This window comes from Anaerococcus obesiensis (assembly GCF_016599815.1).
Taxonomy (GTDB): Bacteria; Bacillota; Clostridia; order Tissierellales; family Peptoniphilaceae; genus Anaerococcus; species Anaerococcus vaginalis.
In genome coordinates this window covers 1,687,222-1,711,540 of record NZ_CP067016.1, presented here as the reverse complement: position 1 = coordinate 1,711,540, position 24,319 = coordinate 1,687,222, and the positions used below count along the sequence as shown (strand labels likewise).

The following is a 24,319-nucleotide window of genomic DNA, read 5'->3' as shown; positions in this document are numbered from 1 at the left end:
TAAAAATCCTCTAATATGAGGATTTTTTAATTGAAATTTTTTCTCTATAATCACTATCAAATTTTCTTCCTATAATCATTGAATATAAATTTGATGCCTTAATCATTTGCTCAAAGATTATTTTATTTTCTTTATTTAATTTATCTATATCCTTTTTTTGCATAATTACATTAAGCTTACATTCTTTGAATAATTTTGTGGCATTTTCATTAAAAGATAAAACTTTTATAAAATTTATGTCAACTTCATTAAGATAAGTTTTATTTTCTAATAGGTAATTTATCATAAGCCTTTTTATCCTAGATTTTGTAAATCTTTGGCTTGTAGAATTTTTAATAAAATCTTTATAAAATATTTCATCTTTTGCTATTTTTTTTAGATAATTATCCATGCCGTCTTCGTAACATAAAGTATCTTTCATATTTTTTTCTTCTATTAAAATTTTATACCTAAAAATCTCATACAATAAATCATTTTGTGGAAAAATATTGTATTCATTTTTAAATTTTTTTATATAATTATAAGAAAGACTTGGAAGATAATCTTTAATTTTTATATTTTCAATGTTATTTCTAATAGAACTTGAAGAAGAAAATGAATCTTTTCTTAATTCAACATCTTTATTCATAGAATTTTTTCTCTTGATTGGTACAATTTCTATATTTGCTTTTAGTTTTTTTATAGCTCTGAGATATTCTAAAGCAAGTATATTATTTGCGGAAAAAAATTCTTTATTTTCTATATATTTGATTGAGGCAAGATATGATGCTTTTGCAAAAGACATTCCCTCATCTAGAAAATTCTTTGTATCAATATTTATTCTATTTTCATTTTCAAATATCTTCTCACAAGTCTTTAAAAAATTTTTTTCACTAATATTTTCAATTCCAAATGCAAGATAATCAATTTCTAATTTGTTTAAAATTTCTATATTTTTTCTAGCAAAAAGATTTGCTGCTTGTAAAGAGATAAATGAAGGCATTTCAATAACTAAATCTGCAGAAAGCATTGCAGAATTTGCTCTTTTATATTTGTCTATTAGGCTTATTTCTCCTCTTTGAACAAAATCTCCACTCATTATTGCTATAACTATATCTGCATTAGTTATTTCTCTTGCTTTTTTTTGTATATAATTGTGTCCATTATGAAATGGATTATATTCTGAAATAATTGCTAATTTTTTCATGTCAACTCCTTTTATTATTATATCAAATTGTAAAAAATAAAGTGAAAATTTATTTTAGATTATTACATAATTTTACATTTTTATTTAAAAAATAAAATATAAGTGGTATAATATTAGAAAACAACCTATTAGGAGGATATATGATATCAGCAAATGATTTAAGAAAAGGAATAACTTTTGAATATGATGGAGATGTTTATCAAGTAATAGATTTCCAACACGTAAAACCAGGTAAGGGTGCAGCTTTTGTAAGAGCAAAAATAAAATCTGTTATGCAAGGCGGAAATAAAGATGTAACTTTTAACCCAAATGAAAAGTTTGAACAAGCTATTATTTCTACAAAAGAAATGCAATACTTATACAACGACGGACATTTATATTATTTTATGGATCCAGAAACTTTTGAACAAATTCCTGTTGATAAGGATGCAGTTTCTGAAGCAATTCCTTATATAAAAGAAAATGATACAGCTACAATGAGATTTTATAAAAACAATCCATTTTCAATTGAGGCACCTAATTTTGTAGAACTTGAAGTTGTAAAAACTGAACCTGCAGTTAAGGGAGATACAGCAACAAATGTAACAAAACCTGCAGAAGTTGAAACAGGTGCAATTATAAATGTTCCAGTTTTTGTAAATGAGGGAGATGTTATAAAAATTGATACTAGAAAAGGGGAATATTTATCCAGAGTATAAAGGAGATAAAATGACAAGAGCATTTAAATTTGGAAGTGTTAAAATTGCAAATGAAACTATTGAAGAAATAGCTAAAAAAGCTTGTAGTGAAGTAAATGGTGTAATTGAATCAAACACAAAATCCAATAAGGAAGCAAAAAAAGATACAAGAATTTCTGTAATGGATGGCTTTGTAATTATAGATTTAAATCTTGTACTTAGTGCAGATGTAAATGTGAGAAAAACAATAAAAAATGTCCAAGAAAATGTAAAAAGACAAGTTGAAACTATGACTGGCTTATCTGTAAAGAGAGTAAATGTCGAAGTAAATAGTTTAGTAATATAATGAATAGGGCAAAACAAAGAGACTGGGTATTTAAGTTAATATTTGAAAATCAAATAAAAAATATTGACGATATAGACCAAGCCTTTATTAATCATGAGATAGATTTAAATAAAGATTCTTTTTTATATAAGTCATTAAAATCATATATAGAAAATTATGATAATCTAGAAAATATAATTGCAGAACAAATAGGATTAAAATCTTTACAAAGAATGGCAAAAGTTGATAGGTCAATTTTATTTTTGAGCGTTAATGAAATGGAAAATTTAGATATTCCTATAAGTGTTTCTATAAATGAGGCTGTAAATATTGCAAAAGAATATTCAACAAGTGATGGATACAAATTTATAAACAGCGTGTTAGGTAAAATTGCAGAAAAGAGAAAATAATTGAAATCTTTAAGCGTAAAACAATTTAACCAATATATAAAAACTTCTTTTAAGCACGATCCTTTATTTCAAAATGTAAGTGTAAAAGGTGAAATAGCCAACTACAAAATATCTCACAATCATATATATTTTTCCTTAAAGGAGGAAAATGAAATTATTGATTGTGTGATTTATTATTATGAACAAAAGGATATAGAAGACTTTAATAATGGAGATGAGGTTATTGTAGATGGAAATTTGATTTACAATAGCTTTTTTTCCAAAATATCTATATCAGTAAATGATATGGAAAAAAAGGGCTTGTCAGAAGAATATTTAAATTTTCTAAAGATCAAAGAAGAATTTTTAAAAAAAGGTTATTTTGATAAAGATACCAAAAAAACTATTTGCGATTATCCCAAAGAAATAGGCCTTATAACTTCGGATAAATCAGCAGCTATAGTAGATTTTTTATCTGTAATAAATAAAGAAATTTCAGACATAAATATTTATCTTTATCCAGTAAAGGTTCAAGGACTTAGTGCAAAAGATGAAATAATTAATGCAATAAATGTTCTTGATAAAAAAAACTTAGATGCAATTGTTATTACCCGTGGTGGTGGTAGCAAAGAAGATTTAAAGGTTTTTAATGAAAAAGATATAGTAGAAGAAATATATAAGGCGAAAAGTCCAATAATTTCAGCTATAGGACACAAAATAGACTTGTCTTTAACAGATTTAGTTAGTGATTTGTCCTTGCAAACGCCAACAGAAGCAGGCTCATATTTGGTAAGAAATTATAAAAAAATTAGACAAGATATAAATAAAATATTTATAGACATCCAAAAAACTTTAAATAGAAATATTGAATTAAAAGAATTAAAACTTAATAATTTAAAATACAGCTTAGATTCTTATAGTTTAGATAAATTACTTGATGAAAAAACTAAAAATGTAAATGAAATATTTGAGAAAATCAAGAATAATTTAAATTTAAACATTGAAAAGAAAGAAAAAGATTTAGAAATTTTAAAATATAGACTTAATTCTTTAAAATCAATTTTGGATATTAAGAAAAATAGTATTTTTATTAAGGATTTTGATGGCAATTTTATTTATTCTAAATATTCTTTAAAAAATAAGGATAAGGTAAATATAGTTTTTAGTGATGGAGAAGTGAAAGCTGAGATTTATGATGGATAACACATTTGAAGCAAATTATAAAAAAATGGAATCTTTGTTAAAAGATTTAGAAGAAAATAAAGATAATATAGATAAAAGCCTTGAAATTTATAAAGAGGCTAAAGAAATTTATGATAAACTTAATAAAAAAATCAATGATTATAAGGCAAAGGTTGAAATAATAAATAATGACAAAAATGAATAAGGAAAAATTTGATAAAATTTTAATTGCTGACAAAAATATAATTGATAGGGCAATGATAAAAAAATTTGATGAAGATAATCCTTTAAGTAAGGCCTTGATTTATGCAAGTGATTCTGGAAAAAGAATAAGACCTGTAGTTTTTTTGGAAACTATAAAAATGCTTTTGGGAGAAAATGCAATTAATGAAAAAATAATTGATTTATCATTGGCACTTGAGATGGTTCATGCCTATTCTTTGGTACATGATGATATGCCTTGTATGGATAATGATGATTATAGGAGAGGAAAACTTACAGTCCACAAAAAATATGGAGAAGATCTTGCGATTTTGGTTGGAGATAGTTTGTTATCCTATGCTTTTGAAATCATTCTTGATTTGAGTATATATGACCAACGTTTTCTTGAAGCTGGAAAATATTTGGCAAATGCTTGTGGTAAAGATGGAATGATAAAAGGACAAGTTTTTGATATAAAGGCAAAAAAGGATGAAAATTTGGAATATATTCTTGATGTTTATAAAAATAAAACTGCAAGACTTTTTATGGCTGCAATTATGATGGCAGCTTTGTATGCAAATGTTGAAAAAGATGAGCTAGAAAAATTAGAAAATTACGCATATTATCTAGGACTTGCTTTCCAACTTCAAGACGATATTTTAGACAAATATGATGAGTTTGAATTAAATATTTTATCATGTATTTCTATTGATGATGCAAAAAAATTACTACTAGACTTTAATAGAAAAGCTAAAGAAAATATCAATGACTTTAAAAACAATGATTTTCACATTTATTTAATTGATTATTTAACAGAGAGGATCAAATGAAAAAATACACTAGACAAAGACTTATATTAGATATTATTCAAAATAATGAAGTAAAAACACAAAGTCAACTTTCTAAATTATTAAGAGATCAAGGAGTAGATGCTACTCAAGCTACAATTTCAAGAGATATAAAAGAGCTTAGAATATCAAAAGTACAAACAGATGATTATGAATACAAATATACAGTAATAGATACTGTTTATGATTCATTAAATGAAAGAATGGAAAAAATATTTAAAGAATCTGTCTTATCTGTAGAAAGATCTTACCAATTAGTTGTTATAAAAACTATTTCTTATACTGCAACAGTTTGTGGTTTGTATATAACAAATGCAAAACTCGAAAATATTGGTGGAATTGTAACAGGACTTGATACTATATTTATAACACCAAAAAATATAGATGAAATTGACGATTTGATTGAAACAATAAGAAGTATGGTGAAATAAGTGTTAGCTGAGTTATTTATTAATAACCTAGTGATTATTAAAAGAGATCACTTATTTTTTGATAGCGGATTTAATGTTTTATCTGGAGAAACTGGTTCTGGAAAAAGTTTAATTTTAGAAGCTATCAATATTGTCTTGGGGAAAAGGACAAATAAAGATATAATTGGAAAATTTGATGATAAAACAATTATAGAAGCAGTTTTTAATTTGGACGAAGATACAATAAAAAAATTAGAAGATAAAGATATTACATTTGATGATAATAAACTTATTATTACAAGAACAATAAACCAACAATCTTCATCAATTAGAATAAATGGAAGAGTAGCAAATCTTTCGTTAATAAAAGAAATTTCTTCATTATTAATTGATATTTACAAACAAGGCGATTCAAATATTTTTATGGATAAGGGAAATTATCTTGATATTATTGATGCCTACAAAAAAGATAAGGAAACTATCAAACTAAAAAATGAAATTAATAAATTATTCAATGAAAAAAATAATTTGCTTAAAAAGTTTGATGAATTTAATTTATCCCAAGAAGAAGTTTCAAGAGAAAAAGAATTAATTAATTATCAACTTGATGATATTGAACAAATTGATCTTTTAAATATTGATGAAGAAAAAATTGACCAAGAATATAAAAAATTAAATTCTATAACTGAGCTTAGAGAAAGTATTGAAAGTAGTGAAGAATTGATTTCTTCCTTTGATTATGACAAAGCATCTATTAGCTCACTTCTAGCTAATTTATCTTCAAATTTATCAGATTTTTCAGAAATAGACAAGAGCATTGAAGAAGTTAACGATAAAATATATACTGTTATAGACTTAGTAAATGAAATTTATTCTGAGCTTGATAATTATAAGGATAAGCTTGATCAAAATCCTGAAAGATTATACGAGCTTGAAATGATTAATCAAAAACTTTTCGATTTGAAAAGAAAATATGGAAATGAAATTGAAGATATTATAGAATACTATGATAAAATTTCTTTGAGATTAAAAGAATTAAAAAAAATAAGTGATTTAAAGAAAAATATTGACAAAGATATAAAAAATATAAATAAAAATTTAGAAGAAAAGTCCCTAGAACTTTCAAAAATTAGAAAAGAAAAATCTAAAAATTTGGAAAAGGAAATAAAAAGTGAAATACAATCTTTAAATATTATTAATGGGGATTTTAAGGTTTTATTTAAAAATAAAAACAAAATTGATTCTAATGGAATTGATGATATAGATTTTCTCATTAAAACTAACAAGGGAGAAGATTTAAAATCCTTATCAAAAACCGCATCTGGCGGAGAAGTTTCAAGGATTGTATTGTCATTTAAAAAAATTTTTGCAGATTATGATAAAATTGATACCATGATATTTGATGAAATTGATCAAGGAATTAGCGGTAGAACAGCTCAAATTGTTGGAGAAAAAATTTTAGACTTATCAAAAGAAAGACAAATTTTAGCTATAAGCCATCTTCCACAAATAGCATCTTTATCAACTAATCATATTCTTATAGAAAAATTTGACCAAAAAGATTTAACTATATCAAAATCTACAAATATTAAAGAAAATGATAGGGTAAAAGAAATAGCTAGGCTTTTGGCTGGCGTTGATATTACTGATAAAACAATGGAATCTGCAAAAGAAATGATAGAAATGGCAGAAGAGTTAAGAAAAGGAAATTAGTATGGATAATTATGAAAAAACGATAAAAGTTGACAACATTTATGAAGGAAAAATTCTTTCTTTGAGAGTTGAAACTGTGGAAATGCCTGATAAAAAGTATTCAAAAAGAGAAATAGTAGATCACGTTAAAGGCGTAGGAATAATTGCTTTTGATGGGGAAGATTCTATTTATTTGGTACGTCAATATAGAAAGGCAATCGATGAATTCACTTTAGAAATTCCTGCTGGTTTGGTTGAAGTAAATGAAAAACCAATTGAAACTGCAAAAAGAGAATTGCAAGAAGAAATTGGTTATAAACCATTAGATATTGAATATTTGTTTGATATGCACGCATCTCCTGGTTTTACAAACGATAAATTATCATTCTTTTTGGCTAAAAATTTGGAAGAATCAAAATTAGAATTAGATGAAGATGAATTTTTAGAAAAAAAATCATATAAAATTGAAGATGTTTATAATATGGTAATTAACGGCGAAATCACAGATGCTAAAACAATAATAGCTGTAATGTATGCAAAAAGATTGATTGATGAAAAGTAATAGTTTAAATATTGATTTAGAAGTTTACACAGGACCATTTGATGTCTTGTTAAGACTTATAGAAAAACAAAAAGTAGATATTTATGACATAAAAATAGAAGATATAACAAGCCCTTACATGGAGGCTATCAATGAAATGGATATTCCTCTTGGTCAATTAAGTGAGTTTATTTATATATCTTCTATTTTGTTATACATAAAATCTAGTAAATTGATGCCAAAAGATAAAAATGATACAGTAGAAGAAGATTTTATTTCATATCTTATAGAATATAAAAAAATAAAAAGTGTAGAAGATGATTTAAAAATTCTTGAAAATGAAGCGAAATCTTATTATACAAAATACCAAGAAGATTTATCAAAATATAAGTCAAACGATGAAATAATTAGTAAAGATGTAAATATTTTAAAAAATGAATTTATAAAATTAATAAGAGCTTACAAGAATGAAAAAATAGAAAAACCAGATCTTATTAAATCAATTAAAAGACTTGATGTAAATGATTATATAAAAAAAATAAGAAATACATTAAAATTTACAAAATCAATAAGGCTAAATAAAATTACAGATGAAATAAAATCAAAAGATGCTTGTATAGGAACATTTTTAGCACTTCTTGAGCTTGTAAGATTAAAGGAAATATACTTGGAAGAAGAAAAAATAAATGAATTTTTGATAGTAAAAAGGGATAAGAATGAATAGTGATTACTTAAAAGGAATTATTGAAGAAATTTTATATATTTGGGGCGAACCGATTGACATCAATGATCTTGGAAAAATTATATTTGACGCCGAAAAATCTGAAATAAGAAAGGCAATTAATGAGATGGTTGATGACAGGAATTTAAAATCTTCGGGACTTATTATAAAAAAATATGAAGATAAATACCAATTTGCAACCAGACCAGATCACGAAAAATATATTTCAAATATAGTAAAAAAATCGGAGAAAAATTTATCTAATTCTTCTTTAGAAACCCTATCAATTATTGCATACAAGCAACCAATAACAAGAGCAGAAATTGATAAAATAAGAGGAGTCAAATCCCAATCAACAATAGATTCTCTTTTAGATAAAAAACTTATAAAAGAAAATGGCAGACTTGATAAAATCGGAAAGCCTATTATATATGTTACAACTGATCTTTTTTTAAAGTATTTTAATATTTCAAATCTTGACCAATTGCCAAAAATTGATGAAAAAATAGATGGAGAAATTGATGAGGATTAATAAATATATAGCAAAAACAGGATTTGCATCAAGAAGAAAAAGCGAAGAATATATAAAAACTGGTAAAGTTTATGTAAATGGAAATAAATTAGAAGACTTATCATATCAAGTAAAAGAAACAGATGAAGTTAAAATTGATGGAAAAATTTTAAAAATTCAAAAAAATTTCTACTATAAATTAAATAAATCTATTGGATATATCTCATCAAATTATGATCCTCACAACGAAAAAGATTTAAATAAGTTGCTTAATATTGATGAGAGATTTTTTTGTGCGGGAAGGCTTGACAAAGATAGTCATGGTCTTATGATAATTACTAATGATGGCAAAATAACAAATAAAATAATTCATCCAAGTAAAAAAATTGATAAAATTTATATAGTTAAGGTAGATAAAAAACTTACAGCTTACCAAGAAAAAATTTTTATGGATGGGGTAAAATTATCGCAAAAAGAAATAACATCGGATGCAAAAATTTCTTTAATAGATAAAGAAAAAATTACTTACAAAGTTACAATTCATCAAGGCTACAATAGGCAAATTAGAAGAATGTTTGAATATTTCAAAATAAAAGTTTTAGATTTAAAAAGAATAAAAATAGGACAAATTTGTCTTGATGATTTAAAAGATGGAGATTATAAAAAATTAAGTAAAAAAGAAGTGGAATATTTAGAAAGTTTATAAAAATGGATATTGGAATAATTGGAGCAGGAGCAGGCGGTATTTTTACTGCAATAAATGCTAAAAACGAAAAAAATAAAATAACTTTAATAGAAAAAAATGACAAAATTGGCAAGAAAATATTTATTACCGGAAAAGGCAGGTGTAATATTACTAATGCCAAATTTTTTGATGAATTTTTGGATAATATTCTTGTAAACAAAAAATTTATGTATTCGTCATTTACAAATTTTGATAATTATGCTCTTATGGATTATTTGGAAAATAAGGGATTAAAACTTACAACCCAAAGAGGAGATAGGGTTTTTCCAAAAAGTGAAAAATCAAATGACGTGATTAAATTATTTGAAAAGCTTATTAAAGAAAAAAATATAGATTTGAAATTAAATGAAAATGTAAATAAAATCTATAAAGACAAAGATTTAAATAAATTTATTGTTCTTACCCAAAAAAATTCTTATGAATTTGATAAAGTTGTAATTGCAACAGGAGGTCTTTCATATCCGTTGACAGGTTCAACTGGCGATGGTTATAAATTTGCAAAATATTTTTCCCATAAAATTATTAGTACAAAACCGGCTCTTTGTCCAATTAAATTTTTAGATGATGACTTAGATAGCTTAAATGGAATTTCCTTAAAAAATGTAAGCTTGAATGTGGAGTGCGAAGATAAAAAAATTAGTGAATTTGGAGAAATGCTAATAGGAAAAAATTTCATAACTGGACCTATTGTTTTAACTATGTCATCACTAATTAATAGAAAAAAAGTCAAAAATATGTATATTGACCTTAAAGCAGGTCTAGATTTTGAAAAATTAGATAATAGGCTTCTAAGAGATTTTGAAAATAATTCCAATAAAGATGTAGGAAATATTTTAAAAAAACTATTGCTAAATGCTTTTGTAGATGTAGTTTTAAAAAGATCAAATATAGATTTTCATACAAAAGCAAACCAAATTACAAAAGATGAGAGATTTAGATTAATAAAAGAAATTAAATATTTTCATTTAAAATTTAATGGATTAAGTGAAATAAAAAATGCTATTATAACCTCAGGTGGAGTTGATTGTAAAGAACTTGATCCTAAAAATATGCAATCAAAAATAGTTTCTGGTCTGTATTTTGTTGGGGAAGTTACAGATGTTGATGCTCTTACAGGAGGATATAATTTACAAATTGCATTTTCACAAGCCTATGCTTGTGCTAAGGATTTAAGGAGGGAAAATGAGTAATTTTATTATAGCTTTAGATGGACCTAGCGGCTCAGGAAAAAGCACAATAGCAAATATTTTGGCTAAAAAATTAAAAATTTCATATTTAAATACAGGTTCAATGTATAGGGCTGTAACCTTATTTTTTTTAGAAAATAATATAGAAAAATCTGATAAGATTGATATAGATTTGCTTAGAAAAATTAATATCGACATAAAAGGTGACAGGGTATTTTTAAATGAAAAAGATGTAAGCGATAAAATTAGAAATAAGGAAGTAACTGAAAATGTATCATGGGTATCTTCTATTTTCTTAGTTAGAAAATATTTAGTAGATATGCAAAGAAAAATTTCTCAAAATAAATCAATTATTCTTGATGGAAGAGATATTGGCACAGTTGTTTTTCCTAATGCAAAGTACAAATTTTTTCTAGTAGCATCAAGTGAAGTTAGGGCAAAAAGACGATATGAGCAAAATGAAATTGATAAACCTTTAGAAGAAATTCAAAAAGATATAGAAAAAAGAGATTACTTAGATTCACACAGGGAAATTTCTCCATTAAAAAAAGCAGAAGATGCCATAGAAATAGATTCTTCAAATTTAACAATTGATGAAACTATTGAAGAAATTATAAATAAAATGGACAAAGAAGATGTTTTATAGATTTATATATTTAATATTAAGATTAATAGCAACACCTTTGTTTAGGATAAAAGTACACGGTTATGAAAATATTCCACAAGATAGAAAATTTATTGTTTGTGCAAATCACAAATCTTTTCTTGATCCGGTTTTTGTAGCAATGGCTTTAGATAGGCAGATTCATTTTATAGCAAAAAAAGAATTATTTGAAATACCAATTTTAAAAAATATATTAAAATCTTTAAATGCAATACCAGCTCAAAGAGATGGAAAAGATTTATCGGTTTTAAGAGATTCAATAAAATTAATAAAAACAGGAAAAATTTTAGGAATATTTCCTGAAGGAACAAGAGTTAAGGAAATAAAAAGAGAAAATATAAAAGATGGTGCAGGATATATTGCACTTAAATCAAAAACTGATATATTAACAATAGAAATTTTATCTTCTTATAAGCCATTTTGTAAAACAGATTTATACATAAAAAATCTTATACAAATTGAAGATTTTGAAAAATATAAATCAAAAGATGCAATGGAAAAAATTATGGATAAAACTTATGAGAAAATGTATGAAAATCACAAATTTTTAAGAAAGGTTTGAGATGAAAGTAATAGTTGCGAAAAATTCTGGCTTTTGTAATGGAGTTAGAAGAAGTGTTGACCTTGCAAATAAAGCAAGCGAAAAAAATATAAAAACATATACACTAGGGCCTTTGGTTCACAATCCAACGCAAGTTAAAATGCTTGAAAAAAAAGGCGTAAGTGTTGTAGATGAAAATGAAGTTTTAAAAATAAAAAATTCACAAATAGTAATAAGAAGTCATGGAGTAAGTGAAAATTTAAAAGAAAATCTTAAAAAAAATTCTAATGAAGTTGTTGATGCAACTTGCCCAGTTCTTTTAAATATTTACAAAAAAATAATTGAAAAAGAAAATGAAGGATACACCGTAGTAATTATTGGAGATAAAGAACATCCGGAAATAAAAGCTATGGCATCTTACGTAAATAATGGTATAATAATAAAAGATGAGACTGAAGCAAAAAATATTACAAATATGTCAAAACTTTATGTTGTTAGTCAAACAACAAACAGAATTGATTTTTTTGAGAATATTGCTCATGAGTTAGAGAAGACGAATGATGATGTAGTAATAGAAAATACAATCTGCAATGCTACAAGATTAAGGCAAGAAGCATGTAAGAGCCTATCAAAAGAAGTTGATTGTATGATTGTTGTTGGTGGTTTTAATAGTTCGAATACAAACAAGCTTTATCAAATAGCACAAAAGTATTGTGAAAATGTTCAAAGAATAGAAACTGTTAAAGATCTACCTTTGCAAAAGCTCTCAAATTTTAATATAATAGGGGTAATCGCTGGTGCGTCCACACCAGATCAGGTTATCGAGGAGGTAGTTAATAGGATGGATGATTTAACAAATGAAGAATTAATGAACAGCATTGAAGATAGTATGAAGAAAATATATCCTAGAGATGTTGTAAACGGAACAATTATTGATGTGAAAGATGATGAAGTTTTCGTAGACATTCAATATCGTGCAGATGGTATTGTAAAATTGGATGAAATGACTGAAGAACAAAGAGAAAATCCAAAAGATAATTTTGAAATCGGTCAAGAAGTAGAAGTTTATGTTATAAAACTTGATGATGGAGAAGGCAATGTTTCATTATCTACTAGAAGAGTAGAAGGAATGAAAAATTGGAAAAACCTTAGAGAAGCTTACGAAAATGACCAAACTGTTGAAGGTGATGTAACAGGAGCAAACAAAGGTGGTCTTACAGCTAGAGTTATGGGAATCAATGGATTTGTTCCTGCAAGCCAAATAGCTCCATATTTTGTTAAAAACTTCAAAAAATTTGTTGGAGAACATTGGGATCTTAAAATCATTTCAATAGATGAGAGAAAAAATCGTCTAGTTTTATCAAGAAAAGACATTGTTGAAGAAAAACTTGATGAACAATGGGATGAATTAGAAGAAGGACAAGTTATAACAGGAAAAGTTGCAAGACTTACAGATTTTGGTGCTTTCATTGAAATAGGAAGTCTTGATGGATTACTTCACGTATCTGATATAGCTTGGACAAGAGTAGAACATCCAAAGGATGTTTTAAATATCGGCGATGATATTGAAGTTAAAATTTTAAAATTAAACAAAGAAAAAAATAGAATTTCGCTTGGAAGAAAACAACTTCTTGAAAAACCATTTGCAGAATTTACAAATGAACATGAAGTTGGAGATGTTATAACAGGAAAAGTTGTAAATCTTTTAGACTTTGGTGCTTTCGTTGAAGTTAGCGAAGGAGTTGAAGGATTAATTCACGTTTCTGAAATTTCATGGGATCATGTTGAAAAACCATCAGATGAATTAAATGTTGGTGATGAAGTAGAAGTTAAAATTTTAAGCATTGACCCAGAAGAAGAAAAAATTGGTCTTTCAATTAAAGCTTTAAAAGAAGCCCCAGAAAGAATTGAAAGAAAACCAAGAAGAAATAACGAAGAAAATAAAAACAGATCTAATGCTAAAGCTAAAAGAAAAGCTGAAAAGAAAGAATCAAATAACGAATTTGGCGATAATGATTTAAATAATAACATTGGATTTGCTATAGAAGAAGTACTATCAGGTATAGAAATAGAAGACGAAGATTCTACTGAAGAATAATATCTGATAAATTACAATTATACAAAAAAGAGATGGTCTAGATCATCTCTTTTTTAGCTGTAAGGAGATATATGCAATTAAAAAATAATGAAAAATATAAGAATTATTTTGAAAATAAAAAATATAATATAACAACCTTTGGTTGTCAGATGAATGAACATGATTCTGAAAGAATTTCTTATATATTAGAAGATTTAGGTTATACAAAAACTGATGATAGAAATAATGCTGATTTTATTTTATTTAACACTTGTCTTGTAAGAGAGAATGCTGAATTAAAACTTTATGGTCAAGTATCAAGTTTAAAAAAATTAAAAGAAAAAAATCCTGAAAAAATTATAGCAGTATCAGGTTGTATGATGCAAACTAGCGTTGCTAGAGAAGTTATAGAGAAAAAACACAAAGAAGTTGATATAATTTTTGGAACTAAAAATATAAATTCTTTGCCAGATCTTTTATTTAAATATTTAGAAACAGGCGAAAGAGTAATTGATGTTTCAGAAGATAATGTAAAAGATGATTACGTAAATTATAATAGCAAAAATAATTTTCAAGCTTATGTAAATATAATGAGAGGCTGCGATAATTTCTGTTCATATTGTATAGTTCCTCAATCAAGGGGAAGAGAAGAAAGTAGAAGACCATCTCACATTATTGAAGAAATTGAAAATTTAGTTAAAAATGGCTATAAAGAAATCACACTTTTAGGACAAAATGTAAATTCTTATGGAAACAAATCAGACTTTAATGTAACTTTTCCAGAGCTTTTAGAAAAATGCGCAAAAATTGAAGGGGTTGAAAGATTAAGATTTACAACAAGTCATCCAAAAGACTTATCTGATGATTTAATTAGAGTTATTAAAGAAAATGATAATATATGTAATTATTTCCACCTTCCTATGCAATCAGGTTCTGACAAAGTTCTAAAAGATATGAATAGAAAATATAATAAAGAACAATATTTAGAAAAAGCTAGAAAATTAAAAGAAGAGATTCCTGGTATTGCAATTTCTACGGATATTATTGTAGGTTATCCTACTGAAACAGAAGAAGATTTTCAAGAAACTTTAGATGTTTGTAGAAAAGTAGGATTTGATACTGCTTTTACTTTTAAATATTCTCCAAGACCAAAAACAAAAGCTGCTAAATTGGATCCAATTGACGATAAAATTGTTCAAGATAGGTTTGATAGATTACTGGATACTCTTTATCCAATATTTAATGAAAAAAATAAAGAATATGTAGGTAAAGTTGTTGAAGTCTTGTTAGAATCTGAAAGTAAAAATAATAAAGATGTTTTGACTGGTAGAACAGATACTTTTAAACTTGTTCATGTAAAAGCAGATAAGAAATTAATAGGGCAAATTGTCAAGGTAAAAATAACAGATAACACTTCATTTACAATATCAGGAGAACTAGTCCAAGATTAAATATTAAGAAAGAAGGCACTATGAAAGCTTATGTAGTAAAAGCAAAAGCTAAACTTGGGAAATTGCCTAGTAAAGAAATTTGTAGAGATTTATTGTACGAAGACAGTTTGGAAAGAAAATTAGATATTATTAGAGCAAATAAAAGTGAAATACCTAATATTTACTCTAAAAAAGATGTGGAAATTTTTCTTTCCAATAGCTTATATGACGATTTAAATTCATTTTTGAAATTTCTTAAAGGAGAAGAGAAAAATTTCTTTATAAAATATATTTCAAAATTCGAACTACAATTAATTCAATTAATTGTTCAGGCAATTTTAAATGAGCATTTGAAAGACAGTTTAGATATTATAAAAAGAGAAAAATTTTCTCAAAACATAAATGTATCGAAAGACGATGATTTTCAAACTTTTGTAGAAAAATCTAAGTCAACTAGGTACTATAGAACTCTTTATCCATTTTTAAATGAAAATATGCAAAAAAATTCTATAATTTTTCTAATATCTAATTCATTAAATAAATTTTACTATAGAGACCTTTTAGAAGAAACTAAAAAACTTCCAAAAAATCTTGCTAAGGAGCTTAGAGAATTTATAGGTAGAGAAATTGATATTTTTAATATTGAAATGTTATTTAGATTAAAAAACTACTTTATTTTAAATGATTATGAAATATTTAATTATTTAATTGAAGGAGGCAAATACCTAAAAACAGAAGATTTAAAAAAATTATCAAAATTAAGTCTAGATAAAGTTAAGGAAAGAATATTAGGAAGTCCTTATAATTCATTATTTAATAATTCCTCTAATTTCTATAAAGCAAAGAAAGATTTATTGAGTGATAATTCAAAAAGATTAAATAATTCAAAATATGATTTGCTCAAATTAATTTATATAGTTGATATGATGGAAGTTTCTAATAAAAATATCATAAGTATGCTTGAATTTGATGAAACTTTTGATAAGGATGAAAAGAAGCATTATATAATAAAGAGGTGATAAAATGGCTGTTGAAAAAATGCACTTAGTTAATATAATGGCTAAACTTGAAAATTTAGATGATTTTCTAGAAGATTTAATTAACATTGATGAATTTGATCAAGTTGATGCCTTTAGGCAAGTACAAAACAGAGAGTTTTCTATAAAAGCTAGCGAAGAAAATATCGATAAAACAGAGGACTTTAATGAGCTAGATAGCTTTGAAAAAATAGATTCTACTTTTATAAAAAATCTTGAAGATATTAAAGAATTTTTGAATTTAGAAGATTCCGATAATGGGAAAAGAATTAATGATGAAAAACTTAAAAATTTGCTAAAAATGCTTGAAGATAATATAGAAAAGAAAAAGAATTTAGAAGAAAGAAACAAAAAACTTGAAGAATATATAAATAACTTACAAGCACTTGAAAACGAGGAAATTAATATAAATAAAATTACAAATTTAAATTATTTTAATTATAGATTGGGAGAAGTTAGTAAAGACGGTAGGTTTATATTAAAAAATAATTACGAATCTATACCATCATTAATTATTCATTTACAAAAAAATGATCCAAATATAAAAACTAATAAGGAAGCTTTGAAAAGTATTTATAGTATTGATGATGAAACGACAAAATTAAGAAATGATACTGATGTAATACTAAAAAATGAAAAAGATAATGTTAATAAAGTTAGTCTTGAACTAAACAAAAATTATGATTCAAAAACTAAGGATGATTCCAATAAAATTTATGATGATATTTTAAAAGAAGCGGATTATAAGAAAAAAGAAATAGAAGAATTTTACGAAGAGCAAAAATTAGAAAGTAAAAAAGTTTTTAATGAAAAGAAAGATAAGTTAGTAAAAGAATTCTTTGAAAAGATTATTGACTAGAAGGCAGGTTTTATGAAATTATTGGAAAAATTAGGATTTAAAGATAAGAATGAAAATAATATAAACCAATCTATTGAAAGTGGGAATGAAGATTATCTTTTAGTTTATCCAAAAAGTGTTGAAGATGAAGTAAATAGAACAATTTCATCTTTGGGTTTTATTGATAAGGATATTCCAGAAAATAAAAGTTTAGAAGAAATAAAAAAAGAATACCAAGAAAATAAAATTAAGCTTAAAAAAATAAATGAAAATCTAGAAAAAATCAAAATTGATAATATAGATGAATTGAAAAACCTTCCAAAAACTATAGATTTTTATAAGAAGTCTTCTAAAATAAAAGATAAAATGTTAAAAGGTAGAAAGTATTTTTATCTTTCAGGTTGGGTACCAGAATCAAAATTACAAGTTGTAAAAGATTCTGTAGAAAAATATGAAGATAGTTTGGTAGATCAAAAAAAAAATAGCCAGACAATAGCAAACCCACCAACTAAATTAAAAAATAATAAACTAACTAGGCCCTTTGAGTTTTTGGTTAATATGTATGGAGCACCAAACTACAATGAAATAGATCCGACAGGATTTTTCGCAATAACTTATATGCTTTTGTATGGAATGATGTTTGGGGATCTAGGACAAGGATTAATTTTCATCTTAGCTAGTTTTCTAGTAGAAAAGAAAAATAAAATATTTGGTCAATTAGTAAGAAGAATAGGATTTTCTGCTTGCTTTTTTGGCATAATGTATGGATCATTTTTTGGAATTGAAGATTTAATACCAACATTATTAATTAAACCATTTGATAATATTTTAAAAGTATTAGTTGCTTCAGTCGCCTTTGGAGTTATTCTAATTCTTATATCCTATATCTTAGGAATTTATAATAAACTTCACAAGCAAAAAGATTTAGAAGAAGGAGTTTTTGGAAAAGAAGGTATAGCAGGATTAATTATGATGATTTCATTTATTTTAATCATTTTAAATATTGTAAAAATTAATCCATTGCCAATGAAATTTTCAATAACTTTACTTGTATTATCAATTATATTGATGATATTTAAACAACCAATTTCTAGAAAAATATTAGGAATTAATCCAATATATGATCAATCTTCTGCTGATTATTATATAGAAAGTTCATTTTCTATAATTGAAGCTTTGCTTTCTGTATTTTCAAATCTTGTTTCTTTTACAAGAGTAGGTGCGTTTGCTATAAACCACGTAGGTTTATATATGGCTTTTGAAGTTATGAGTAAGCTTGTAGGCGGAGGAATTATAGGAATTATTATTTTAATATTTGGAAATATTTTAATAATAGGACTTGAAGGAATGATTGTATTTATTCAAGGTTTAAGATTAGAATTTTATGAAATGTTTAGTAAATATTACAAGGGAGATGGACAAAAATTTAGTCCAATAAGTAAATTATAAGGAGAAAATAATGATTTTAATTTCAATATTAGCATTAGCATGCGTTGTTATAACAATTTATTCAGGTTTGTACTTATTAAAAAATAATGAAGATAGCTCTAAAGAAAAAATAAGAAAAGCTTTAAAAATAAATTTATCTACATTTATTCCAATAATGGTTATGATTTTGGTTTTAGTTTTACCAAACGGTGTTAAAGCAGCTACAGCTGGAAGTGCTAGTGAAACAGCAAGCGGCTTGAAATATATTGGGGCAGCCTTATCAACAGGTCTTGCAACAATAGGAACAGGATATGCAGTTGGTCAAGTAGGCTCAGCAGCTCTTGGAGCAATTTCAGAAGATGCATCAATTCTTGGAAGAACAATAATTTTCGTAGGACTTGCTGAAGGTATTGCAATCTTTGGTGTAATTATTTCTATAATGATTTTATTTGCTTAAAATGAAAGCAAAAGTAATTACAAATGACTTATCTTTTCTTCTTGGCTTTAGGCTTGGAGGAATTGATGGTTTGATTTTAGAAAATGAAGAAGAAATATCTTATAATTTTAAAGATTTTACAAAAGAAAAAGACTTAGCTTTAATTATATTTTCAAAATATTGCTATGAGAAAATAAAAGATGAGGTAGAAAATTATAGGGTAGAAAATGCTACTCCTTTAGTAGTAGTTTTAGATTAGTAAAGGAGACTTAAATGCTAGATTTAAGTGCAAAAATTTCAAGCTTTAGGAAGATGGTTTGGTCAAATGAAAAAAGAAAAAGCGAAAAAGAATTATATGATTCAACAGACTTTTCTTCAAAAACTTTAAATGAAATTAAGGATAATTTAGATAAAAATTATAAGCTTTATATAGAAAAAAGAAAAGAATTTGCCAATGCAAGAAAAAATGAAAAAATTGCAAATATTTCTCAAAATAAAAAAACTTCATATAACAAATTCAAAGAATCTTTGCTTGATGAATTAATTGAAGAAATTAAAGATGAATTAAAAAATTATTCAAATAGTAATGAATATAAGAAAAAACTTGCAATAAAGGCAAATGAAATATATAAGAATTTATCAGAAAATGATAAAGATTTGATTTTATGTGTAAAAAAATCTGACCAAGAATTATTTGATTTTAAAACAGAAGAAATGGATGATTCGAAAATAGGAGGCTTTATTATAAAAAATAAAGATTTAACTTATCAATATGATTATTCCTTAGAAAAGAAATTAGATAATTATAAATATGAAATAGGAAGCAAATTTTATAAAATAATTTCTGATGAATTTGAAAAAGAAATGGAGGATAAGGATGACTCCAACAATTAAATCTATAAATGGTCCTGTAATAAAGGCAAGAAATGCGTCAGATTTAAAAATAAGAGAGATGGTAACTGTAGGTAAACTTAAACTTATTGGAGAAGTTGTTTCGATAGATGGGGATTATGCAATAATTCAAGTTTATGAAGATACTTCAGGTTTAAAAATAAATGACGAAATAATAAAAACAAATAGACCCTTATCAGTAAGACTTGGCCCTGGGATGATTGGAAATATGTTTGATGGAATCCAAAGACCGCTAGATAAAATTGCTTTAAATCATGGCTCTTTTATTCCATCAGGACTTGGACTTTCAAATCTTGATGAAAAGAAAAAATGGGATGTAAAAATCAAAGTAAAAGTTGGCGATAAAATAAAAAAAGGTCAAATATATGCAACTATTGATGAAAGTCCAATAATTGAACATAGGCTAATGTCAAATTTTGATGGAGAAGTCCTAGAAGTTTTAGATGATGGAAAATATTGTATTGAAGATACAATTGTAAAAGTTAAAACTAAAGAAAAAATTGAAGATTTAAAATTGTATCAATATTGGCCTGTAAGAGTTCAAAGACCGATTAAAAGAAATAAACCTTTAAGTGAACTTTTACTTACTGGTCAAAGAGTTTTGGATATATTTTTTCCTGTTGCAAAGGGAGGAACAGTTGCAATTCCTGGAGGATTTGGAACAGGAAAGACTATGCTTCAACACCAATTAGCTCAATATTCTAATGCAGATATAATTATTTATATTGGTTGTGGAGAACGTGGTAACGAAATGACTCAAGTTCTCGAAGATTTTCCTAATCTTATTGATCCTAATACAGGCAGAGGATTAATGGAGCGAACAATTCTTATTGCAAATACTTCAAATATGCCTGTAGCTGCAAGAGAGGCGAGTATTTACACAGGAATAACTATGGCTGAATATTTTAGAGATATGGGCTATGATGTTGCTTTGATGGCAGATTCTACATCAAGATGGGCAGAAGCTTTAAGAGAAATTTCTGCAAGACTTGAAGAAATTCCAGCGGAGGAAGGATACCCAGCTTATCTTGGCTCACGACTTTCACAATTTTATGAAAGAGCAGGCGATTTTATAAATTTAAATGGAAGTCATGGTTCTGTTACTCTTATTGGAGCAGTTTCTCCAACAGGTGGAGATTTTTCTGAGCCCGTAACAGAAAACACTAGAAGAAGTGTAAATGTATTTTTGGGACTTGATAAAAATCTTGCTTATTCAAGACATTATCCTGCTATAAATTGGTTAAATTCATATTCAAATTACCTAAATCAAATGGCAAATTATTATGAAAATATTAGTGGGGAAGATATAGTTTCTTTAAGAAATAAAATGATGGAAATTTTAACTGAGGAAGACAAATTGCAATCAATAGTAATGCTGGTAGGAAAAGATTCCCTATCAGATAAGCAAAAAAATCTTTTGGATGTAGCAAGTATGATTAAAATTGCTTTTCTTCAACAAAATGCCTTTAATGATACCGATAAATATGTTCCATTAAATAAGCAAATTCAAATGCTAAAAGTTATAGAAAATTATTATAATATTTCAAAAAATTTAATCGAAGAAGGAATATCTTATAAAAATATTTACGATAAAACATTAATAGCCAAAATTAATTCAATGAAATATGATATTAAAAATGATGAAATTGAAAAATTTGCATCACTAAATAACAATATTCAATCATATTTTCAAAGTGTGAAAGAAGGTAATAAATGAAAAAGCAATATACAAAAATCAAAAAAATTGAGGCCTCAATTATTGAACTTGATAAGGTAGAAGATATTGCTTACAATGCTGTGGTAAAAGTAAACACTTTGGGAGAAAATTTTATTGGTCAAGTTGTAAAAATTGATGATGATACAGTTACAGTAGAAGTTTTTGGAAATACACAAGATTTTTCCTTAAATGATATTGTTGTAGAATTTGAGGAAAAACCTTTAGAAATTCCTTTAAACGAATCTATTTTGGGAAGAATTTTTAATGGGATTGCAAGACCAATTGATGATGGTGGAGAAATTTATTCTGATAAATTTTATTCGGTTGAAGGAAATCCTCTAAATCCTGTTTCTAGAGAATATCCAAGAAATTTTATCCAAACAGGAATTTCATCAATAGATATTCTTACGACATTAATTCGTGGACAAAAACTTCCAATTTTTTCTGGATCAGGAATGCCACACAACGAAATCGCAGCCCAAATTGTAAGGCAAGCAAAATTAAAAACTGAAGAGGATTTTTGTTTTGTTTTTGCAGCTATGGGAATTAAAAAAGATGAAGCTATGTTTTTTGAAGATGCTTTTACCAAAGCAGGAGTTAAAGATAAGGTAGTAATGTATGAAAATTTGGCAGATGATCCAATTATGGAAAGATTAATTACACCAAAATGTGCCCTTACAGCTGCTGAATATTTGGCTTTTGAAAAAAATAAACACGTTTTGGTAATAATTACAGACATTACATCTTATGCAGAAGCTCTTCGTGAAGTTTCTTCAATTAGACAAGAAGTCCCTTCTCGTAAAGGCTATCCTGGATATTTATATTCAGATCTTGCAAGTTTATATGAAAGAGCTGGTATGATTGATGGAGTTAATGGTTCTGTAACTTTAATTCCAATTTTAACAATGCCAAATGATGATATTACTCATCCAATCCCAGATTTAACGGGATATATTACAGAAGGACAAATTGTAATTGATAGAAGCTTAGATCAAAAAGGAATTTATCCTCCAATAAATATTCTTCCTTCTTTATCAAGACTTATGAAAGATGGAATTGGAGAAGGCTTTACAAGAAGTGATCATGATGATTTGATGAATCAGCTTTACGAATCTTATTCAAAAGTTCAAGAAATTAGAAATATTTCTCAAATAGTTGGAGAAGATGACTTATCAGATTTGGATAAAAAATATTTGGATTTTGGTAAAAATTTTGAAAATAGATTTTTAAGCCAAGATTCTTATGAAAATAGGAGTTTGGAAGATTCTTTGGATTTGGGATGGGATATTTTAAAAATTTTACCAATTGAAGAAATTCACAGGGTAAGCAAGGAAAATAAGGAAAAATATTTGGGAGCTAAATATGACTGAAACAAAATTTGCCCCAACTAAGGCAAATTTGATGAAGGCAAAAAATCAATTAAGCCTAATCAATGAAGGTTATGATATTCTTGATAAAAAAAGAAAAGCTTTGATAGGTCAATATAATGCAAAAATAAATCAAAGAAATGAATTGAATAAAATTGTTAATTCTTGCATTAAAGATGTTAAAAAAAATATAAAAAAAGCAATTGTAACAACTGGGGAAGATAGGTTAAAATCGATAGCCTTATCAGTTCCCCTAGATGAATCCATTACTTTGAAAGAAAAAAAGTTTATGCAAACAAAAATTTTTGAAATTGATTTTGATTCGAAAAAATTGGACTTATCGTATTCATTAAATTTGACTAATTCTTTATTTGATGAGGCTCTTTTGTCATTGAATGATTTAAAAGAGAAAGTATATAAACTTGCAGAGCTTGATACAACTATTAAAAATTTGGATACAGAAATAAAAAAAACATCCAAAAAAGTAAATTCATTAGAAAAAGTTCAAATTCCAAATTATAAGGCTATAATTAAATCAATTTCTAGCCAAATTGAAGAGAGAGAAAGAGAAGAATTTTCTAAAACAAAAATGATTAAAGACAAAAAAATTAATAAGTAAAAGATAGGTGCTTATGTCATCTATCTTTTTTTATTGGGTATATTTCTAATAGAGTGATTAGGAGGGGTTATGGAAGATATAAAAAATGAAGTTAAAAAAGCTTGTTTGGAAATTCTTGAAAAATCTAAGGCAAAAGCGGGAGATGTTTTTATTCTAGGTGGATCATCTTCTGAAATTTTGGGATATAAAATTGGTTCACATTCGAGTGTAGAAGTTGGAGAGGAAGTTATTAAAACTTTACTTGAAATTTTAAATGAGAAAAAAATTTATCTTGGTGTTGGTGGATGTGAACATATAAATAGGGCGATTGTTGTTGAAAGAGAGCTTGCTTTTAGGGATAGATATGAAATTGTATCTGTCATTCCTCAAATACACGCAGGAGGTTCTTTTGCAACTGCTGCTTATAAATATTTTAAAGATCCTGTTGTAATTGAACATATAAGTGGAGATATTGGTATGGATATTGGAGATGCAAATATAGGGATGCATATAAAATTTGTCCAAGTTCCTCTTAGATTAGAAATTAAAAATATTGGAAATGCTCATTTGACTGCTTTAAAATCTAGACCAAAATTAATTGGTGGAATTAGGGCAAGATACGAATAAAAAAATCCTTGCAAATTAATTTTTGCAAGGAT

The 24,319-nt window shown here is 26.1% G+C and carries 28 protein-coding genes; 27 read left to right on the top strand and 1 reads right to left on the bottom strand.

Annotated features, from left to right (window positions below; genetic code table 11):
* Window positions 1-10 precede the first annotated feature (10 nt).
* Entirely contained in the window at window positions 11-1,186 is a 1,176-nt protein-coding gene (locus I6H46_RS08655; protein WP_019117592.1) for a nucleotidyltransferase family protein, read from the bottom strand.
* Window positions 1,187-1,326: 140 nt separating this feature from the next.
* On the opposite strand from I6H46_RS08655, the gene efp reads away from it, so the two are divergent.
* From efp to I6H46_RS08520, 27 genes are all read left to right on the top strand, one after another.
* Entirely contained in the window at window positions 1,327-1,884 is a 558-nt protein-coding gene (gene efp, locus I6H46_RS08650; protein WP_004838919.1) for an elongation factor P, read from the top strand.
* A 10-nt stretch (window positions 1,885-1,894) separates the two neighbouring features.
* Entirely contained in the window at window positions 1,895-2,209 is a 315-nt protein-coding gene (locus tag I6H46_RS08645) for an Asp23/Gls24 family envelope stress response protein (RefSeq protein ID WP_019117593.1), read from the top strand.
* Window positions 2,209-2,598: a transcription antitermination factor NusB gene (nusB, locus tag I6H46_RS08640; RefSeq protein ID WP_019117594.1), complete on the top strand. Its 390-nt coding sequence runs from the start codon at window positions 2,209-2,211 to the stop codon at window positions 2,596-2,598. The genes I6H46_RS08645 and nusB overlap by 1 nt, the downstream gene beginning before the upstream one ends.
* Window positions 2,599-3,780 carry an exodeoxyribonuclease VII large subunit gene (xseA, locus tag I6H46_RS08635; protein WP_019117595.1) on the top strand — a complete coding sequence of 394 codons (1,182 nt, stop codon included), beginning with the start codon at window positions 2,599-2,601 and terminating at the stop codon, window positions 3,778-3,780.
* Window positions 3,770-3,964, top strand: coding sequence for an exodeoxyribonuclease VII small subunit (gene xseB / locus I6H46_RS08630; protein ID WP_019117596.1), 195 nt, complete (start codon window positions 3,770-3,772; stop codon window positions 3,962-3,964). The genes xseA and xseB overlap by 11 nt, the downstream gene beginning before the upstream one ends.
* Window positions 3,948-4,790 carry a polyprenyl synthetase family protein gene (locus tag I6H46_RS08625; RefSeq protein WP_019117597.1) on the top strand — a complete coding sequence of 281 codons (843 nt, stop codon included), beginning with the start codon at window positions 3,948-3,950 and terminating at the stop codon, window positions 4,788-4,790. The genes xseB and I6H46_RS08625 overlap by 17 nt, the downstream gene beginning before the upstream one ends.
* Window positions 4,787-5,239: an arginine repressor gene (locus I6H46_RS08620; RefSeq protein ID WP_004838913.1), complete on the top strand. Its 453-nt coding sequence runs from the start codon at window positions 4,787-4,789 to the stop codon at window positions 5,237-5,239. Before I6H46_RS08625 ends, I6H46_RS08620 begins: the two co-directional genes overlap by 4 nt.
* Entirely contained in the window at window positions 5,240-6,931 is a 1,692-nt protein-coding gene (gene recN, locus I6H46_RS08615; protein ID WP_019117598.1) for a DNA repair protein RecN, read from the top strand.
* Between the two features lies 1 nt (window position 6,932).
* Window positions 6,933-7,472 (top strand): NUDIX hydrolase, encoded by a 540-nt coding sequence (locus I6H46_RS08610; RefSeq protein ID WP_004838911.1) that lies wholly within the window; start codon window positions 6,933-6,935, stop codon window positions 7,470-7,472.
* Window positions 7,462-8,175 (top strand): segregation and condensation protein A, encoded by a 714-nt coding sequence (locus I6H46_RS08605; protein WP_019117599.1) that lies wholly within the window; start codon window positions 7,462-7,464, stop codon window positions 8,173-8,175. The genes I6H46_RS08610 and I6H46_RS08605 overlap by 11 nt, the downstream gene beginning before the upstream one ends.
* The gene (scpB, locus tag I6H46_RS08600; protein ID WP_019117600.1) at window positions 8,168-8,704 is read left to right on the top strand and encodes an SMC-Scp complex subunit ScpB; all 537 of its coding nucleotides are present in this window, start codon (window positions 8,168-8,170) and stop codon (window positions 8,702-8,704) included. The genes I6H46_RS08605 and scpB overlap by 8 nt, the downstream gene beginning before the upstream one ends.
* Window positions 8,694-9,389 (top strand): pseudouridine synthase, encoded by a 696-nt coding sequence (locus tag I6H46_RS08595; protein ID WP_200225818.1) that lies wholly within the window; start codon window positions 8,694-8,696, stop codon window positions 9,387-9,389. Before scpB ends, I6H46_RS08595 begins: the two co-directional genes overlap by 11 nt.
* Before the next feature lie 2 nt (window positions 9,390-9,391).
* A complete protein-coding gene (locus I6H46_RS08590; RefSeq protein WP_019117602.1) occupies window positions 9,392-10,618 on the top strand; it encodes a BaiN/RdsA family NAD(P)/FAD-dependent oxidoreductase in 1,227 nt (408 codons plus the stop codon).
* Window positions 10,611-11,261, top strand: coding sequence for a (d)CMP kinase (gene cmk / locus I6H46_RS08585; protein WP_019117603.1), 651 nt, complete (start codon window positions 10,611-10,613; stop codon window positions 11,259-11,261). The genes I6H46_RS08590 and cmk overlap by 8 nt, the downstream gene beginning before the upstream one ends.
* On the top strand, window positions 11,251-11,841 hold the full coding sequence (locus tag I6H46_RS08580; protein ID WP_019117604.1) for a lysophospholipid acyltransferase family protein: 591 nt from the start codon (window positions 11,251-11,253) through the stop codon (window positions 11,839-11,841). Before cmk ends, I6H46_RS08580 begins: the two co-directional genes overlap by 11 nt.
* Window position 11,842: 1 nt before the next feature.
* Window positions 11,843-13,918, top strand: a complete 2,076-nt coding sequence (locus tag I6H46_RS08575) for a bifunctional 4-hydroxy-3-methylbut-2-enyl diphosphate reductase/30S ribosomal protein S1 (RefSeq protein WP_019117605.1) — start codon at window positions 11,843-11,845, stop codon at window positions 13,916-13,918.
* Window positions 13,919-13,989: 71 nt separating this feature from the next.
* Complete coding sequence (gene miaB / locus I6H46_RS08570; RefSeq protein WP_019117606.1) at window positions 13,990-15,348, top strand: tRNA (N6-isopentenyl adenosine(37)-C2)-methylthiotransferase MiaB; 1,359 nt, start codon at window positions 13,990-13,992, stop codon at window positions 15,346-15,348.
* Window positions 15,349-15,368: 20 nt separating this feature from the next.
* Window positions 15,369-16,346, top strand: a complete 978-nt coding sequence (locus I6H46_RS08565) for a V0D/AC39 family V-type ATPase subunit (RefSeq protein ID WP_019117607.1) — start codon at window positions 15,369-15,371, stop codon at window positions 16,344-16,346.
* A 4-nt stretch (window positions 16,347-16,350) separates the two neighbouring features.
* Window positions 16,351-17,223: a V-type ATP synthase subunit I domain-containing protein gene (locus I6H46_RS08560; RefSeq protein ID WP_019117608.1), complete on the top strand. Its 873-nt coding sequence runs from the start codon at window positions 16,351-16,353 to the stop codon at window positions 17,221-17,223.
* A gap of 12 nt (window positions 17,224-17,235) precedes the next feature.
* Window positions 17,236-18,651, top strand: a complete 1,416-nt coding sequence (locus I6H46_RS08555; RefSeq protein ID WP_200225816.1) for a V-type ATP synthase subunit I — start codon at window positions 17,236-17,238, stop codon at window positions 18,649-18,651.
* A 10-nt stretch (window positions 18,652-18,661) separates the two neighbouring features.
* Window positions 18,662-19,087, top strand: a complete 426-nt coding sequence (locus I6H46_RS08550) for an ATP synthase subunit C (RefSeq protein ID WP_004838899.1) — start codon at window positions 18,662-18,664, stop codon at window positions 19,085-19,087.
* A gap of 1 nt (window position 19,088) precedes the next feature.
* Complete coding sequence (locus tag I6H46_RS08545; RefSeq protein WP_004838898.1) at window positions 19,089-19,325, top strand: V-type ATP synthase subunit F; 237 nt, start codon at window positions 19,089-19,091, stop codon at window positions 19,323-19,325.
* A 14-nt stretch (window positions 19,326-19,339) separates the two neighbouring features.
* Window positions 19,340-19,960, top strand: coding sequence for a hypothetical protein (locus I6H46_RS08540; protein WP_019117610.1), 621 nt, complete (start codon window positions 19,340-19,342; stop codon window positions 19,958-19,960).
* The gene (locus I6H46_RS08535; RefSeq protein WP_019117611.1) at window positions 19,944-21,695 is read left to right on the top strand and encodes a V-type ATP synthase subunit A; all 1,752 of its coding nucleotides are present in this window, start codon (window positions 19,944-19,946) and stop codon (window positions 21,693-21,695) included. Before I6H46_RS08540 ends, I6H46_RS08535 begins: the two co-directional genes overlap by 17 nt.
* Window positions 21,692-23,065 (top strand): V-type ATP synthase subunit B, encoded by a 1,374-nt coding sequence (locus I6H46_RS08530; RefSeq protein WP_019117612.1) that lies wholly within the window; start codon window positions 21,692-21,694, stop codon window positions 23,063-23,065. The genes I6H46_RS08535 and I6H46_RS08530 overlap by 4 nt, the downstream gene beginning before the upstream one ends.
* On the top strand, window positions 23,058-23,681 hold the full coding sequence (locus I6H46_RS08525; RefSeq protein WP_070640571.1) for a V-type ATP synthase subunit D: 624 nt from the start codon (window positions 23,058-23,060) through the stop codon (window positions 23,679-23,681). Before I6H46_RS08530 ends, I6H46_RS08525 begins: the two co-directional genes overlap by 8 nt.
* Window positions 23,682-23,750: 69 nt before the next feature.
* Window positions 23,751-24,287, top strand: coding sequence for a TIGR01440 family protein (locus tag I6H46_RS08520; RefSeq protein ID WP_019117614.1), 537 nt, complete (start codon window positions 23,751-23,753; stop codon window positions 24,285-24,287).
* Window positions 24,288-24,319 lie beyond the last annotated feature (32 nt).

Excerpts from the sequence above, each read along its gene's own strand:
- I6H46_RS08655 (WP_019117592.1), bottom strand. The coding sequence starts at position 1,186 with ATGAAAAAATTAGCAATTATTTCAGAATATAATCCATTTCATAATGGA.
- efp (WP_004838919.1), top strand. The coding sequence starts at position 1,327 with ATGATATCAGCAAATGATTTAAGAAAAGGAATAACTTTTGAATATGAT.
- I6H46_RS08645 (WP_019117593.1), top strand. The coding sequence starts at position 1,895 with ATGACAAGAGCATTTAAATTTGGAAGTGTTAAAATTGCAAATGAAACT.
- nusB (WP_019117594.1), top strand. The coding sequence starts at position 2,209 with ATGAATAGGGCAAAACAAAGAGACTGGGTATTTAAGTTAATATTTGAA.
- xseB (WP_019117596.1), top strand. The coding sequence starts at position 3,770 with ATGATGGATAACACATTTGAAGCAAATTATAAAAAAATGGAATCTTTG.
- I6H46_RS08625 (WP_019117597.1), top strand. The coding sequence starts at position 3,948 with ATGACAAAAATGAATAAGGAAAAATTTGATAAAATTTTAATTGCTGAC.
- I6H46_RS08620 (WP_004838913.1), top strand. The coding sequence starts at position 4,787 with ATGAAAAAATACACTAGACAAAGACTTATATTAGATATTATTCAAAAT.
- I6H46_RS08610 (WP_004838911.1), top strand. The coding sequence starts at position 6,933 with ATGGATAATTATGAAAAAACGATAAAAGTTGACAACATTTATGAAGGA.
- I6H46_RS08605 (WP_019117599.1), top strand. The coding sequence starts at position 7,462 with ATGAAAAGTAATAGTTTAAATATTGATTTAGAAGTTTACACAGGACCA.
- scpB (WP_019117600.1), top strand. The coding sequence starts at position 8,168 with ATGAATAGTGATTACTTAAAAGGAATTATTGAAGAAATTTTATATATT.
- I6H46_RS08595 (WP_200225818.1), top strand. The coding sequence starts at position 8,694 with ATGAGGATTAATAAATATATAGCAAAAACAGGATTTGCATCAAGAAGA.
- I6H46_RS08590 (WP_019117602.1), top strand. The coding sequence starts at position 9,392 with ATGGATATTGGAATAATTGGAGCAGGAGCAGGCGGTATTTTTACTGCA.
- cmk (WP_019117603.1), top strand. The coding sequence starts at position 10,611 with ATGAGTAATTTTATTATAGCTTTAGATGGACCTAGCGGCTCAGGAAAA.
- I6H46_RS08580 (WP_019117604.1), top strand. The coding sequence starts at position 11,251 with ATGTTTTATAGATTTATATATTTAATATTAAGATTAATAGCAACACCT.
- I6H46_RS08575 (WP_019117605.1), top strand. The coding sequence starts at position 11,843 with ATGAAAGTAATAGTTGCGAAAAATTCTGGCTTTTGTAATGGAGTTAGA.
- miaB (WP_019117606.1), top strand. The coding sequence starts at position 13,990 with ATGCAATTAAAAAATAATGAAAAATATAAGAATTATTTTGAAAATAAA.
- I6H46_RS08565 (WP_019117607.1), top strand. The coding sequence starts at position 15,369 with ATGAAAGCTTATGTAGTAAAAGCAAAAGCTAAACTTGGGAAATTGCCT.
- I6H46_RS08560 (WP_019117608.1), top strand. The coding sequence starts at position 16,351 with ATGGCTGTTGAAAAAATGCACTTAGTTAATATAATGGCTAAACTTGAA.
- I6H46_RS08555 (WP_200225816.1), top strand. The coding sequence starts at position 17,236 with ATGAAATTATTGGAAAAATTAGGATTTAAAGATAAGAATGAAAATAAT.
- I6H46_RS08550 (WP_004838899.1), top strand. The coding sequence starts at position 18,662 with ATGATTTTAATTTCAATATTAGCATTAGCATGCGTTGTTATAACAATT.
- I6H46_RS08545 (WP_004838898.1), top strand. The coding sequence starts at position 19,089 with ATGAAAGCAAAAGTAATTACAAATGACTTATCTTTTCTTCTTGGCTTT.
- I6H46_RS08540 (WP_019117610.1), top strand. The coding sequence starts at position 19,340 with ATGCTAGATTTAAGTGCAAAAATTTCAAGCTTTAGGAAGATGGTTTGG.
- I6H46_RS08535 (WP_019117611.1), top strand. The coding sequence starts at position 19,944 with ATGACTCCAACAATTAAATCTATAAATGGTCCTGTAATAAAGGCAAGA.
- I6H46_RS08530 (WP_019117612.1), top strand. The coding sequence starts at position 21,692 with ATGAAAAAGCAATATACAAAAATCAAAAAAATTGAGGCCTCAATTATT.
- I6H46_RS08525 (WP_070640571.1), top strand. The coding sequence starts at position 23,058 with ATGACTGAAACAAAATTTGCCCCAACTAAGGCAAATTTGATGAAGGCA.
- I6H46_RS08520 (WP_019117614.1), top strand. The coding sequence starts at position 23,751 with ATGGAAGATATAAAAAATGAAGTTAAAAAAGCTTGTTTGGAAATTCTT.